Below are 13,135 nucleotides of genomic sequence, written 5' to 3' on the forward strand. Positions count from 1 at the left end.
CGGATGAGGTTCGAACCGTGACCAAGGCGACCGCCGCGATCGTCGGATCCGGCAATATCGGCACCGACCTGATGTACAAACTCCTGCGCTCGCCGGACATCGAGCCGCGCTGGATGATCGGCATCGACGAGCAGAGCCCCGGCCTCAAGCGTGCCGCCGACCACGGCCTGCACGCGAGCGCCGACGGAGTCGACGCCCTCCTGGCCGGCCAGGAACGGCCGGACCTGGTCTTCGAGGCCACGTCCGCGTACGTCCACCGGGCCAACGCCCCCAAGTACGCCGGACTCGGCATCCAGGCCATCGACCTGACGCCCGCCGCGATCGGCCCGGCCGTCGTGCCCGCCGTCAACCTGGGCGACCACCTCGACGCACCGAACGTCTCCCTCATCACCTGCGGCGGCCAGGCCACCATCCCGATCGTGCACGCCGTCTCGCGGGTCACCGAGGTGGCCTACGCGGAGATCGTCGCGAGCGTCGCCTCGCCGTCGGCGGGACCCGGCACCCGCGCCAACATCGACGAGTTCACGCTCACCACGAGCCGGGGCATCGAGACGATCGGCGGCGCCGCCAAGGGCAAGGCCATCATCATCCTCAACCCGGCCGAGCCGCCGATGCTGATGCAGGACACCGTCTTCTGCGCCATCCCCGCCGATGCGGACCGGGACGCCCTTACCGAGTCCATCCACGAGACCGTTGCCCGGGTCGCCGCGTACGTACCCGGCTACCGGCTGCGCACCGAGCCGCAGTTCGACGGACCGACCGCGGTCAGCGGCGGGCCCGCCCGCGTCGCGGTCTTCATCGAGGTGGAGGGCGCGGGCGACTTCCTGCCGCCGTACTCCGGAAACCTCGACATCATGACCGCCGCCGCCACCAGGGTCGGCGAGGGCTTCGCCCAGCGGATCACCGCCCGCCGCGCCGGCGCCTGACCGCCGCACACCGAGGAGTACACGAGCCATGCCCTACAGCTCCGACCTGGACATCCGGGTCACCGACTCGTCCCTCAGGGACGGATCGCACGCCAAGCAGCACCAGTTCACCGTCGACCACGTCACCTCCATCGTCGCCGCCCTCGACGACGCGGGCGTGCCCGTCATCGAGGTCACCCACGGCGACGGCCTCGGCGGGTCCTCCTTCAACTACGGCTTCAGCCACACCCCGGAGCAGGAGCTCATCAAAGCCGCGGTGAAGACCGCCCGCCGGGCGAAGATCGCCTTCCTGATGCTGCCGGGGCTCGGCCTCCAGGACGACATCCGCGAGGCCGCGGACAACGGCGCCGCGATCTGCCGGATCGCCACCCACTGCACCGAGGCGGACATCTCCGTCCAGCACTTCGGCCTCGCCCGCGAACTCGGCCTGGAAACCGTCGGGTTCCTGATGATGTCGCACAGTCAGCCGCCCGAGGTGCTGGCCCGGCAGGCCCGCATCATGGCCGACGCGGGCTGCCAGTGCGTGTACGTCGTCGACTCCGCCGGTGCCCTCATCATGGAACAGACCAGTGACCGGATCGCCGCCCTGGTCACCGAGCTGGGCGACGACGCGCAGGTCGGCTTCCACGGCCACGAGAACCTCGGCCTCGGCGTCGCCAACTCGGTCCTTGCCGTACGCGCCGGGGCCAAGCAGATCGACGGGTCCACCCGCCGCTTCGGCGCGGGCGCCGGCAACACACCTGTCGAGGGCTTCGCCGCCGTCGCCGAGAAGCTGGGGATCCGTACCGGCATCGACGTACTGAAGATCATCGACGCGGCCGAGGACGTGGTCCGGCCCGTCATGGACGGCGAGTGCCTGCTCGACCGGCTGTCGCTGACGATGGGTTACGCCGGTGTCTACTCCAGCTTCCTGAAGCACGCCGCCCGCCAGGCCGCCACCTACCAGGTCTCCGGCGCCGAGATCCTCATGGAGGCGGGCCGCCGCAAGCTCGTCGGGGGCCAGGAGGACCAGCTCATCGAGATCGCCGTCGCCCTCGCGGCGAGGAACCGGTCCGAGACCGCCCAGCTCTCCTCGGGGAAGTGAGAACCACCATGCCCAATCCCGTACTCGAAGCCGTCGAGGCACGCGCCGACGAGATCCGTGCCCTCGGTCCCGCCAATGAGGCGCTCGGCCGGCTCGACGACCAGGCGGCGAAGATCCTGCGGGACGTCGGGGCGATGCGCATGCTCCAGCCGAAGACGTACGGCGGCCTCGAACTGCATCCGCGCGAGTTCGCCGAGACCGTCATGAGGATCGCCGCTCTGGACGGAGCGACCGGCTGGGTCACCGGTGTCGTCGGGGTCCACCCGTGGGAGATGGCGATGGCCGACCCCCGGGTCCAGCAGGAGATCTGGGGCGAGGACCCCGACACCTGGATCGCCTCCCCGTACGCACCGATGGGCCTGCTGAGGCCCGTCGACGGCGGGTACGTCTTCAACGGCCGCTGGCAGTTCTCCTCCGGCACCGACCACTGCCGCTGGATCTTCCTCGGCGGTTTCCTCGCCGACGCGGACGGCAAGCGGCTCAACCCGCCGCAGTCCGTGCACGTCATCCTGCCCCGCGCCGACTACGAGATCGTCGAGGACTCCTGGGACGTCGTCGGGCTGCGCGGCACCGGCAGCAAGGACGTCATCGTCAAGGACGCGTTCGTACCCGACTACCGCGTGATCGAGTACGCCAAGGTCGTGGACGGTTCCCTGGCCGCCGAGTCCGGGCTGGCCAACCCCGCCTACCGGCTGCCCTTCTCGGCCGCGTTCCCGCTCGGCATCACCGCCGCGGTGATCGGAATCTGCGAGGGCGCTCTCGCGCACCACCTCGACTACCAGCGCGGCCGGGTGCAGATCACCGGCCAGGCCGTGAAGGACGACCCGTACGTCCTGTACGCCATCAGCGAGGCGGCGGCCGAGATCGCGGCGGCCCGCTCGGCGCTGCTGGACAACATCTGCCGGCTCCACGACGCGGTCGCGGCCGGGCAGGAGATCAGCTTCGAGCGCCGCGCCGTCGGCCGGCGCACCCAGGCGGCCGCCGCCTGGCGGGCCGTCCGAGCCGTCGACGAGATCGTCGCCCGCTCCGGCGGCAACGCGATGCGGCTGGACAACCCGATCCAGCGCTTCTGGCGCGACGCGCACGTGGGTCTCACGCACGCCATCCATGTGCCGGGATCCGTCTTCCACGCCTCCGCCCTCACCGAGATCGGCATCGAGCCGCCGCACGGCCCGATGCGCTCGATGATCTGACGCCTTCGACCGACGGCAGACCGGTTCAGAGAGGAACACTCATGACACAGATCCGCGGACTCGGCTATCTCCGGGTCCAGTCCAGTGACATCGGGCGCTGGCGCGAACTCACCGTGGACGCCCTCGGCTTCGCCGAAGGATCCGGGCCGGACCCCGACGGCCTGTACCTGCGCATGGACGAGCGCCGCTCCCGGCTCGTCGTCCTGCCCGGCGACACCGACCGGGTGCTGTCGATCGGCTGGGAGGTGCGGGACCAGTTCGCGCTCGCCGCCGTCGGCCGTGCCGTCGAGGCGTCCGGTACGGGAGTGAAGCCGCTCAGCCGTGAGGAGGCCGACGACCGGGGCGTCGAGCAGGGCATCACCTTCGAGGACCCGGCAGGCGTGCCCGTCGAGGTGTTCTTCGCCCCGATCCTCGACCACAGTCCCGTCGTCACCAAGCTCGGCCAGCGGTTCGTCACCGGCGGTCAGGGGATGGGACACATCGTCCTGCCCACCACCAGCCCCGACGAGACGATCGCCTTCTACACCGAAGTGCTCGGATTCCTGCCCCGCGGCTCGATGCGGCTCGGCGGCGGGTCGCCGCGCCGGGTGCGTTTCATGGGGGTCAACGAACGCCACCACAGCCTGGCCGTCTGCCCCGCCCCGCACGGCGAGGCGCCCGGCCTCGTACATCTGATGGTCGAGGTGGACAGCCTGGACGCGGTCGGCCGTGCCCTCGACAACGTGGCCGAGCAGGGCTTCTCGCTCTCCTCGACGCTGGGGCGGCACACCAACGACAAGATGGTGTCGTTCTATGTGCGGGCTCCCGGCGGCTGGGACCTCGAGTACGGATACGACGGGATGCGCGTCGACGAGGCGCACTACACCGCCGAGGAGATCACCGCCGACAGCTACTGGGGCCACGACTGGTCCGGCTCCGAGCCCCTTGCGGCGTTCACCCCGCCCGGGACGACCGCATGAGAGCCGCCCGTCCGGTGTCACCGGTGCCCGCCGGGACCGTCGGCCACTACGACGGGGAGACCGACGTGCTGGTCGTCGGCTTCGGATGCGCCGGAGCCGCCGCGGCATACGAGGCCGCGGCGGCGGGCGCCGACGTCCTCGTACTGGAACGGGCCGGGGGCCCCGGCGGGTCCTCCGCGCTGTCCGGCGGTGAGCTGTATCTCGGCGGCGGGACCCCGGTGCAGCGGGCGTGCGGCTTCGAGGACAGCGCGGACGACATGTTCGCCTATCTCGACGCCGCGCTCGGGCCGCATGCCGACCAGGAGAAGCTGCGCCTGTACTGCGAGGGCAGTGCCGCGCACTTCCAGTGGTTCGTGGACCGCGGGCTGACCTTCGAGCCGACCCTGTGGGACGCGCCGACCTGGATGCCGACCACCAAGGACGGACTGATGTGGCTGGGCGAGAACGCCTGGCCGTACAACGAGATCGCCCGCCCGGCGCCGCGCGGCCACCGCTGCGCGACCGACGCCTTCGGCGGCTGGCTGGTGATGGAGAAGCTGGTCGCCGCAGCCGAGGACGCGGGGGCCGCCGTACAGGCCGACACCCTGGCCACGGCACTGATCGTGGACGACAGCGGCCGGGTCGTCGGGGTCACCGCACGCCGGCACGGCCGGGACCTCGCCTTCCGGGCCCGCAAGGGGGTCGTGCTGACCACCGGCGGGTTCGCCGACAACGAGGAGATGCTCGCCGACCACGCCCCGCACCTCCTCGGCCACGACAAGGTCAGCGACGGACTGGACGACGGCAGCGGCATCCGGATGGCCGCCGCGCTCGGCGCCGCCACCCGGCGGATGGGCGTGGTCGAACTGGCGCTGACCGCGCTGCCTGCGATGGTCACCCGGGGCATGCTGGTCAACGCCCACGGGCAGCGCTTCGTCAACGAGGACGTGTACCCCGGCCTGTTCAGCGTGGCCGCCGTGCTGAAGCAGCCCGCCCCCTACTGGGTGATCATCGACGAGGAGGGCTACGAGTCGATTCCGGAGGCGGATCGCTGGGGCGTGGTACCCCGGTTCGTCACGGAGACCCTGGCGGAGCTGGAGGCCGAACTCGGGATGCCGCAGGGTGCCCTGGAGTCCACGGTCGGCACGTACAACACGCATGCGGCGCGCGGCCGGGACCCGTACTTCCACAAGGACCCGCGCTGGCTCAGGCCGTTGGCGGGGCCGTTCGCGGCGGTCGACCCGCGGGCCGGCTTCCACCGGCGCGGGCAGCCCGGTGCGGGCGCCGGGACGGGGGTCGCCGGGTTCACCCTGGGCGGGCTGCACACCACCGTGGACGGGGCGGTGCTCGACGTGTCGGGCGACCGGGTCCCCGGCCTGTACGCCGCGGGGCGGGCCGCCTCCGGCATCCACGGCGAGGGATACGTCAGCGGCACGTCCCTCGGCGACGGCACGTTCTTCGGGCGCCGCGCGGGTGTTGCCGCGGCGGGGGGTGCCTGAGTTCGCACAGAGGAGGCCGGGCGGGTGCCCGGCCTCCTCTGTTTCTGTGCGTCGGCGCGTGCCGGGTTCAGGCCTCGCCGCCGTCCACGAGCGCGATCGTGCCCCGGAGCGCGGCCTCGCGGATCGTGTCGCGCAGGGATCCGCAGCCCTCGAAGGCCGCGCCGGCTCCGTCGCGCTCCGCGCAGAGGGCCACCGCCGCGCCGTTCCACTGCACACTCGTCTGCTGCCGGCTGCTCTTGCGGACGAGCACCTGCGCCGCGCACCGGTCGCACGCCAGGGGCCGCATCGGCGCGACGTCGGCGAGGCGGTTGTCGATCCGCATCAGACCGGCCGGTCCTCGGCGGCGGCAGCGGCGGCCTTGTGGGCGAGGTTCGCCTCGACCTCCTGCTGCCACGCCTCGACGGGCCGCGTCGTGTCCAGCTCGAACTCGAACCGGTCGGTCATCTCCGGCTTGATGTCGGCCACGTCCACGTAGAACTGCTCGTACCAGCGGCGCAGTTGGTAGACCGGCCCGTCCTCCTCGCAGAGCAGCGGGTTGTCGATCCGGGCCTTGTTCTGCCAGATCTGGATGTCCTGCTCGAAGCCGAGCTTGATGAACTGCGCCATACCCGAGGCGAGTTCGTCGGCCGCATCGCCCGTCATGGACGGCGAGCGCTTCACGATGATCCCGTACTGGAGAACGAACCGGTTGGCGTCGACGGGATAGTGACAGTTGATCAGTACCGACTGCTGGTCACCGGTGTCGTAGTGGTAGGTGAGATCGTCGATCATGAAGGACGGGCCGTGGTACGCGGCCAGCGAGTTGCTGCCGGTGGTCTTCGGCTTGTCGCCCTGCTCCTGGGGGCGGGCGTCGGGGCGGCCGGTCGCGCGCATGTGCTGGGTGGCGGTGTGGCCCTCGAAGACGTTCCTGAAATACGTCGGGAAGGAGTAGTGGACGTAGAAGAAGTGGGCCATGTCGACCACGTTGTCCACGACTTCACGGCAGTTGGCGTCGATGGTGGTCTCGTACCAGAGCCAGTCGGTCCACTCGTCGCTCGTCGCGCCCTCGATCCGGGGGATGGTCACATCGGCGGGCGGGGGATTGCCCTCCGGGTCGTTCCAGACGAAGAGCATGCCGTCCTGGTCGAGCGTCGGCCAGGACGCGGTGCGGGCCCGCAGCGGGACCCTCTTGGAGTACGGGATCTGCTTGCAGCGGCCGTCACCGCCCCAGCGCCAGTCGTGGAACGGGCACGCGACCTCGTCGCCCTTGACGGTTCCCTGCGAGAGGTCGCCGCCCATGTGCCGGCAGTACGCGTCCAGGACGCTGAGTGTGCCGTCCCCCGCCTGGAACACCACGAGCTTCTGGCCGAACGCCTGGACCGAGTGCGGCTTTCCGTCCCTGTACTTCTCCGAAAGGCCCAGGCAGTGCCAGCCGCGCGCGAAACGCGTGGGTGCCGCTGCGGCTTCGATGGCCCTGACGTCGTCGGGTGCTGACTCGACTGCGCTCACGTTCTCTCATCCCCTTAAGGACGCATGGTTTCCAGGTTCCCGGACGGTAGGCCCGCACGCCGGTGCCCGGCCGGGGGAGTCCCACTGACCGGAACCGGCGTTCCGGGGCCGGCCGGTGGGCCGCTCCGCGTGCCGATCCCGGTCGGTGGGACCGAGGCTTCGCAGTGTTGTCGCCCGTCAGTACGGTCCGCCGACCTGCTCACCGCACGACACAGCCAAGGAGCCCGTGATGAACCGATTCGACGGCGTGAAGGTCCTGCTCACCGGGGCAGGATCAGGGATCGGGCGGGCGACCGCACTGCGCCTGGTGTCCGAAGGGGCGGCCGTGTTCGCCGTCGACCTGTCACCCGAGGGCCTGGCGGGCACCGCCGCGGCGGCGGAGGGGCCGGGGCGGATCGTGACCCGGGTCGCCGACGTCGCCGACGAGGACGCGGTGGTCGAGAGCGTACGGGCCGCGGCCGACGGCCGCGGCGGCATCGACGTCCTGGTCAATGTGGCGGGGATCCACCGGACGACCCCGATCGACCGGCTGACCGTGGCCGACATGGAGCGGCTCTTCGCGGTCAACACGGTGGGTACGGCCCTGTTCTGCCGGGAGGCACTGCCTCATCTGCCGGACGGCTCCGGTGTCATCGTCAACGTGGCGTCGTCGGCGGCGGCGCACGGGAATCCGTACATGACCGCGTACGCCGCCTCCAAGGGTGCGGTGCTCGGCTTCTCGCTGTCCCTGGCCGCCGAGGTCGCACACCGCGGCATCCGGGTCGTGCCCGTGTCGCCCGGCACCGTCGCCACGCCCCTGGTCGGGCCGCACGTGCTGCCGCCGGACCTCGACACCTCGTACTACGCGCGGATCCGCGCACCGTTCGGCGCCGCTCGGCCCGAGCAGATCGCCGCGGTGATCGCCTTCGCCGCCTCGCGGGACGCGGCCTACCTCACCGGGGCGGAGCTGCGGGCCGACGGCGGATCCCACATCTGACTGTGCCACGAGCGTTCCGTGGGGGAGCCGGGCCACTGAGCGGGACTGACCCTTGCGCATTTCGAGAACGAATTCTAGTTTTCGTATCGCACCGTCCCGGCCCCCACGGGCCCCTCACACTCTTTGGAGAGTCATGACCGAGGCCGTCATCGTCGAAGCCGCGCGGACACCGGTCGGCCGGCGCCGCGGTGTCCTGTCCGGGCTCCACCCGGCGGAGCTCCTCGGGCTCGCCCAGAAGGGGCTGCTGGAGCGGGCCGGCGTCGCCCCCGACACGGTGGAACAGGTCATCGGCGGCTGTGTCACCCAGGCCGGTGAGCAGTCCAACAACGTCACCCGCAACGCCTGGCTGCACGCCGGACTGCCGTACACCACCGCCTGCACCTCGATCGACTGTGCCTGCGGGTCGTCCCAGCAGGCCGTCCACCTGGTCGCGGGCCTGATCGCCTCCGGCGCCGTCGAGGCCGGCATCGGCTGCGGCGTCGAGTCCATGAGCCGGGTCTTCCTCGGCGCCGCGCTCACCCCCGACAACGGCTCCCCGGCGCCGGACGGCTGGACCCTGGACATGCCCGACCAGTTCACCGCCGCCGAGCGCATCGCCCGCAACCGGGGCATCACCAGGGCCGACGCGGACGCCCTCGGCCTCGCCTCCCAGCAGAAGGCCGCCCGCGCCTGGGCCGAGGGCCGCTTCGCCGGGCAGATCATCGACATCCAGGCCCCCGTCCCCGGACCCGAGGGGCCCACCGGCGAGACCGCCCTCGTCAGCCGCGACCAGGGGCTCCGCGACACCACCCCCGAGGCGCTGGCCGCCCTGCGGCCGGTACTCCCCGACGGCATTCACACCGCCGGGAACTCCTCCCAGATCAGCGACGGAGCCGCCGCCGTCCTGATGATGAGCCGGCAGCGCGCCGCCCGCGAGGGACTGCGCCCCCGCGCCCGGATCGTCGCCTCCGCCATGGTCGGCTCCGACCCGTATTACCACCTCGACGGACCCGTCGCCGCGACCGAACGGGTCCTGCGCACCGCCGGGATGAGCCTCACCGACATCGATCTCGTCGAGATCAACGAGGCCTTCGCCTCCGTCGTCCTGTCCTGGGCGCAGGTCCACAAGGCCGACATGGACAAGGTCAACGTCAACGGCGGCGCCATCGCACTCGGTCACGCCGTCGGCTCCACCGGTGCCCGGCTCATCACCCAGGCCCTGTACGAACTGGAGCGGACCGGGAAGTCCACCGCGCTGATCACCATGTGCGCCGGCGGGGCGCACGCGACCGCCACCGTCATCGAACGCATCTGAGGGGCGCGCCATGACCATCGGACTCACCCAGGAGCACCTGGACCTGCGCGACGCCGTACGCGCCTTCGCGAACCGGCACATCACCGAGGACACCCTCCGCGCGGCGGCCGACGCCGACAAGGAGACCCTCCCCGCCCACTGGAGCGGCCTCGCCGGACAGGGCCTGCTCGGGCTCCACCTCCCGGAGGAGGACGGCGGCGCCGGGTACGGACTCGTCGAACTCGCCGTCGTCACGGAGGAACTGGGCCGGGCGACAGCCCCCGGACCCTTCCTGCCGACGACGCTCGCCTCGGCCGTCCTGCACGCGGCCGGACACCGGACGTACCTTGCCGCGCTCGCCGCCGGCACCACCCTCGGCGCGGTGGGGCTGGCCCCCGGCACCCTCGCCCTGACCCGCGCCGCCGACGGCACGGTCTCCGTCACCGGAACCTCGGAGCTCGTGATCGGCGGACACCTCGCCGACGTGTTCGTGCTGCCCGCCTCCGACGAGGGCCGGACCACCTGGCTGGTGCTGCCCCGCGCCGCCGTGGACACCACCGACCTCCGCAGCCACGACCTCACCCGCCGCTCGTCCCGGGTGACCGTACGGTCGGTGCCGGTACCGGCCGTCGACCTGCTGGACCTCGACCCGCGGACGCCCCGGGACCTCGCCGCGACGCTGTTCGCCGCGGAATCGGCCGGCCTCGCCGACCGCTGTGTGACGACCGCTGCGCAATACGCCCGGGTGCGGGAGCAGTTCGGCCGCCGCATCGGCCAGTTCCAGGGCGTCAAGCACCGCTGCGCCCGCATGCTCGCCCAGGCCGAACAGGCCCGCGCCTGCGCCTGGGACGCCGCCCGCGCGCACGACGTCGTGGACCGCACGGAGGCATCGCTGGCCGCCGCAGTCGCGGGAGCGGTCGGCGTCGACGCCGCGTTCGCCGTCGCCAAGGACTGCATCCAGGTCCTCGGCGGCATCGGCTTCACCTGGGAGCACGACGCCCACCTCGCGCTGCGCCGCGCCCAGACCCTGCGGATCGCGCTGGGCCCGGCCGCCGCCTGGCGCCGCCGCGTCGCCCGCCTCACCCTGGACGGAACCCGCCGCACACTGAGCGTGGAGCTGCCGGCCGAGGCCGAAGCCGTACGCAAGGGCATCCGCACCGAACTGCGCGCAGCCGCGGCCCTGGACGGCAAGGACCGTCTCATCCACCTCGCCGACCACGGCTACACCGCGCCGCACCTGCCCGCCCCCTGGGGCAAGGGCGCGGGCCCGGTGGACCAGCTCGTCATCGCCGAGGAGCTCCGGGCCGCGGAGCTCACCCCCGTCGACATGATCATCGGTGGCTGGGTGGTGCCCACGATCATCGCGCACGGCGACCCGGGCCAGCAGGAACGCTTCCTCGGCCCGAGCCTGCGCGGCGACATCGTCTGGTGCCAGCTGTTCAGTGAACCGGGGGCGGGTTCCGACCTCGCCGGCCTCACCACCCGCGCCGAGAAGGTGGACGGCGGCTGGCGGATCACCGGGCAGAAGGTGTGGTCGTCCATGGCCCACCTCGCCGGCTGGGGTGTCCTGCTCGCCCGAACCGACGCCGACGTGCCCAAACACAAGGGCATCTCCTACTTCCTCCTCGACATGACGAGCCCCGGCATCGACATCCGGCCGCTGCGCCAGATCACCGGCGACGCCGAGTTCAACGAGGTCTTCCTCGACGAGGTGTTCATCCCCGACGAGCTGCTCGTCGGTGCCCCGGGCGCCGGCTGGAAGCTCGCCCGGACCACGCTCGCCAACGAACGCGTCGCCCTCTCCCACGACTCGGTCGGCTCGGGCGCCGAGGCCCTGCTGGAGATCGCCGCCGTATCGGACGGCCTCGACGACGAACAGCTCAGCACGCTCGGCGGCCACCTCTGCGACGCCCAGACCGGTGGTGTCCTCGCCCTGCGCACCACCCTGCGCACCGTCTCCGGGCAGCAGCCCGGCGCCGAGGCGTCCGTCGCCAAACTGCTCGGCGTCGAACACCAGCAGCGGGTCTGGGAGACCTGCATGGACTGGCAGGGATCCGCCGCGCTCACCGGCGAGGGCGAACGCCTGGACGCCACCTGGCAGTTCCTGAACGCCCGCTGTCTGTCCATCGCGGGCGGCACGACGGAGGTCCAGCTGAACATCATCGGCGAGCGCATGCTCGGCCTGCCCCGCGACCCCGAGCCCACGAAAGGCTGACCATGCCCATCGACCGCGACAAGGCGCTGACCGCGGATCCATCGGTCCGTGAGATCCACTGGACCACCCGCGACGTGCTCCTCTACCACCTCAGCCTGGGCGCGGGAGCCGACGCGGCCACCGGTCCGGAGCTGCATCTGACCTACGAGAACGGCCTCGGCGTGCTGCCGGCCTTCGCCATGGTGGCCGGCTCCGGCATCTCCGCCGGTGAGGCGGGCCCGCCGGGATTCCATCTGCCCGGCATCGACATCGACCTGCGGGCCGTGCTCCACGCAGGCCAGGGTCTCCGGGTCCACCGGCCCCTGCCGGTCTCGGGCACCGCCACCCTCACCTCGCGCGTCGCCGAGCTGTGGGACAAGGGCAAGGCCGCACTGATCGTCCTGGAGTCCGCGGCCACGGACGGCGACGGCGAACCGCTGTGGACGTCCACCACGCGCATCTGGGCGCGCGGCGAGGGCGGCTTCGGCGGCGAGCCGGGCCCGACGGAGGAGTGGGCGGCGCCGGACCGGCCCGCCGACACCGTGCTCACCTCCGCCACCACTCCCCAGCAGGCACTGTGGTACCGGCTCAACGGTGACCTCAACCCGCTGCATGCCGACCCCGCCTTCGCGCGGGCGGCCGGCTTCGAGAGGCCGATCCTGCACGGGCTCGCCTCGTACGGCCTGGTCTGCAAGGCCCTCGTCGACGGCCTTCTCGGCGGCGACGTCACCCGCCTCACCGGTCTCACGGTGCGCTTCGCCGGACCTCTCGTCCCCGGCGAGTCCCTCACCACCTCCGTATGGCGCGAAGGACCGGACGCCGACGGTACGGAGCAACTCCTGCTCCACGCGGGCTGCCCCGAGCGCGACGGTGCGCCCGTGCTCACCCACGCGACGGCGACGGTGACGGCATGAGCAGCCACCGCGACGAGAACACCGCACAGGTCACCGGCCCCCGTCTGGTCGCCGAGCCGCACAAGGACGGCGTCGACGCGGCAGTGGCCGCGGCCCGCCGGGTGGTCACCGCCCTGCTGCGCGCGGGCGACGGGACCGGCGCCGACATGAACGAGATCGCCGCCCGCCTGGACGCCGTCGCCGACGGGCTCACCGCGAAAGCGCCGTCCACGGAGGCACGCCTGGCCGAGATGTGGCGCGGCGAGGGCGTCACCCGGCACGACCCCGTCACCGGCCCGGAGAACGCCCTCGCGCCACCGCTGCACCTGCACGGCAGGGAAGACGGCTCCGTCGAAGGCGTCGTCACGCTCGACCTGCCCTACCAGGGCCCGCCCGGCCATGTGCACGGCGGGATCTCGGCGCTCCTCCTCGACCACACGCTGGGTGTGGCCAACCACTGGGGCGGCCCCTCCGGCATGACCGCGGAACTGACCCTGCGCTATCTGCGGCCCACCCCGCTGTTCCAGCCGCTGACGGTCATCGGACGCCAGGTCTCGGTGGACGGTTCACGGATCCGTACGGTCGGCGAGATTCAGGTCGGCGGCCGCGCCTGCGTCACCGCGGAAGCCCTGTTCATCAACAAGCAGCTGCCCAGGCCCAGTTGAAGGAGC

12 protein-coding genes are annotated in these 13,135 nt (G+C 72.0%); 10 read left to right on the plus strand and 2 right to left on the minus strand.

The window, feature by feature from the left end:
* The first annotated feature begins 71 nt into the window (after window positions 1-71).
* Genes OG912_RS30975 through OG912_RS30995 form a run of 5 tightly spaced genes read left to right on the plus strand, consistent with a single transcriptional unit; the run spans window position 72 to window position 5,640 of the window.
* On the plus strand, window positions 72-926 hold the full coding sequence (locus OG912_RS30975) for an acetaldehyde dehydrogenase (acetylating) (protein WP_443061112.1): 855 nt from the start codon (window positions 72-74) through the stop codon (window positions 924-926).
* 28 nt (window positions 927-954) lie between these two features.
* Window positions 955-2,010: a 4-hydroxy-2-oxovalerate aldolase gene (dmpG, locus tag OG912_RS30980; protein WP_327712179.1), complete on the plus strand. Its 1,056-nt coding sequence runs from the start codon at window positions 955-957 to the stop codon at window positions 2,008-2,010.
* An 8-nt stretch (window positions 2,011-2,018) separates the two neighbouring features.
* Complete coding sequence (locus OG912_RS30985) at window positions 2,019-3,203, plus strand: acyl-CoA dehydrogenase family protein (RefSeq protein WP_327712180.1); 1,185 nt, start codon at window positions 2,019-2,021, stop codon at window positions 3,201-3,203.
* Window positions 3,204-3,244: 41 nt separating this feature from the next.
* The gene (locus OG912_RS30990) at window positions 3,245-4,162 is read left to right on the plus strand and encodes a VOC family protein (protein WP_327712181.1); all 918 of its coding nucleotides are present in this window, start codon (window positions 3,245-3,247) and stop codon (window positions 4,160-4,162) included.
* The gene (locus OG912_RS30995; RefSeq protein ID WP_327712182.1) at window positions 4,159-5,640 is read left to right on the plus strand and encodes an FAD-dependent oxidoreductase; all 1,482 of its coding nucleotides are present in this window, start codon (window positions 4,159-4,161) and stop codon (window positions 5,638-5,640) included. Before OG912_RS30990 ends, OG912_RS30995 begins: the two co-directional genes overlap by 4 nt.
* Window positions 5,641-5,707: 67 nt before the next feature.
* Here the strand turns inward: OG912_RS30995 and OG912_RS31000 are convergent, their stop codons facing one another.
* Both OG912_RS31000 and OG912_RS31005 read right to left on the minus strand, forming a co-directional pair.
* Window positions 5,708-5,962: a ferredoxin gene (locus tag OG912_RS31000; protein ID WP_327712183.1), complete on the minus strand. Its 255-nt coding sequence runs from the start codon at window positions 5,960-5,962 to the stop codon at window positions 5,708-5,710.
* Entirely contained in the window at window positions 5,962-7,128 is a 1,167-nt protein-coding gene (locus OG912_RS31005; RefSeq protein WP_327712184.1) for a Rieske 2Fe-2S domain-containing protein, read from the minus strand. The genes OG912_RS31000 and OG912_RS31005 overlap by 1 nt, the downstream gene beginning before the upstream one ends.
* A gap of 229 nt (window positions 7,129-7,357) precedes the next feature.
* Here OG912_RS31005 and OG912_RS31010 point away from each other — a divergent pair, with 229 nt between their 5' ends.
* The 5 genes from OG912_RS31010 (at window position 7,358) to OG912_RS31030 (ending at window position 13,129) form a co-directional block, all read left to right on the plus strand.
* Window positions 7,358-8,104 carry an SDR family NAD(P)-dependent oxidoreductase gene (locus OG912_RS31010; RefSeq protein ID WP_327712185.1) on the plus strand — a complete coding sequence of 249 codons (747 nt, stop codon included), beginning with the start codon at window positions 7,358-7,360 and terminating at the stop codon, window positions 8,102-8,104.
* A 133-nt stretch (window positions 8,105-8,237) separates the two neighbouring features.
* On the plus strand, window positions 8,238-9,398 hold the full coding sequence (locus OG912_RS31015; protein ID WP_327712187.1) for a steroid 3-ketoacyl-CoA thiolase: 1,161 nt from the start codon (window positions 8,238-8,240) through the stop codon (window positions 9,396-9,398).
* A gap of 10 nt (window positions 9,399-9,408) precedes the next feature.
* Entirely contained in the window at window positions 9,409-11,592 is a 2,184-nt protein-coding gene (locus tag OG912_RS31020; protein WP_327712188.1) for an acyl-CoA dehydrogenase, read from the plus strand.
* Window positions 11,593-11,594: 2 nt separating this feature from the next.
* A complete protein-coding gene (locus OG912_RS31025; RefSeq protein WP_327712189.1) occupies window positions 11,595-12,485 on the plus strand; it encodes a MaoC/PaaZ C-terminal domain-containing protein in 891 nt (296 codons plus the stop codon).
* On the plus strand, window positions 12,482-13,129 hold the full coding sequence (locus tag OG912_RS31030; RefSeq protein WP_327712190.1) for a PaaI family thioesterase: 648 nt from the start codon (window positions 12,482-12,484) through the stop codon (window positions 13,127-13,129). Before OG912_RS31025 ends, OG912_RS31030 begins: the two co-directional genes overlap by 4 nt.
* Window positions 13,130-13,135 lie beyond the last annotated feature (6 nt).

This window comes from Streptomyces sp. NBC_00464 (assembly GCF_036013915.1).
Taxonomy (GTDB): domain Bacteria; phylum Actinomycetota; class Actinomycetes; order Streptomycetales; family Streptomycetaceae; genus Streptomyces.

Bases quoted from the DNA above. Each gene is read 5' to 3' on its own strand.
- OG912_RS30975 (WP_443061112.1), top strand. From the start codon at position 72: ATGTACAAACTCCTGCGCTCGCCGGACATCGAGCCGCGCTGGATGATC.
- dmpG (WP_327712179.1), top strand. From the start codon at position 955: ATGCCCTACAGCTCCGACCTGGACATCCGGGTCACCGACTCGTCCCTC.
- OG912_RS30985 (WP_327712180.1), top strand. From the start codon at position 2,019: ATGCCCAATCCCGTACTCGAAGCCGTCGAGGCACGCGCCGACGAGATC.
- OG912_RS30990 (WP_327712181.1), top strand. From the start codon at position 3,245: ATGACACAGATCCGCGGACTCGGCTATCTCCGGGTCCAGTCCAGTGAC.
- OG912_RS30995 (WP_327712182.1), top strand. From the start codon at position 4,159: ATGAGAGCCGCCCGTCCGGTGTCACCGGTGCCCGCCGGGACCGTCGGC.
- OG912_RS31000 (WP_327712183.1), bottom strand. From the start codon at position 5,962: ATGCGGATCGACAACCGCCTCGCCGACGTCGCGCCGATGCGGCCCCTG.
- OG912_RS31010 (WP_327712185.1), top strand. From the start codon at position 7,358: ATGAACCGATTCGACGGCGTGAAGGTCCTGCTCACCGGGGCAGGATCA.
- OG912_RS31015 (WP_327712187.1), top strand. From the start codon at position 8,238: ATGACCGAGGCCGTCATCGTCGAAGCCGCGCGGACACCGGTCGGCCGG.
- OG912_RS31020 (WP_327712188.1), top strand. From the start codon at position 9,409: ATGACCATCGGACTCACCCAGGAGCACCTGGACCTGCGCGACGCCGTA.
- OG912_RS31025 (WP_327712189.1), top strand. From the start codon at position 11,595: ATGCCCATCGACCGCGACAAGGCGCTGACCGCGGATCCATCGGTCCGT.
- OG912_RS31030 (WP_327712190.1), top strand. From the start codon at position 12,482: ATGAGCAGCCACCGCGACGAGAACACCGCACAGGTCACCGGCCCCCGT.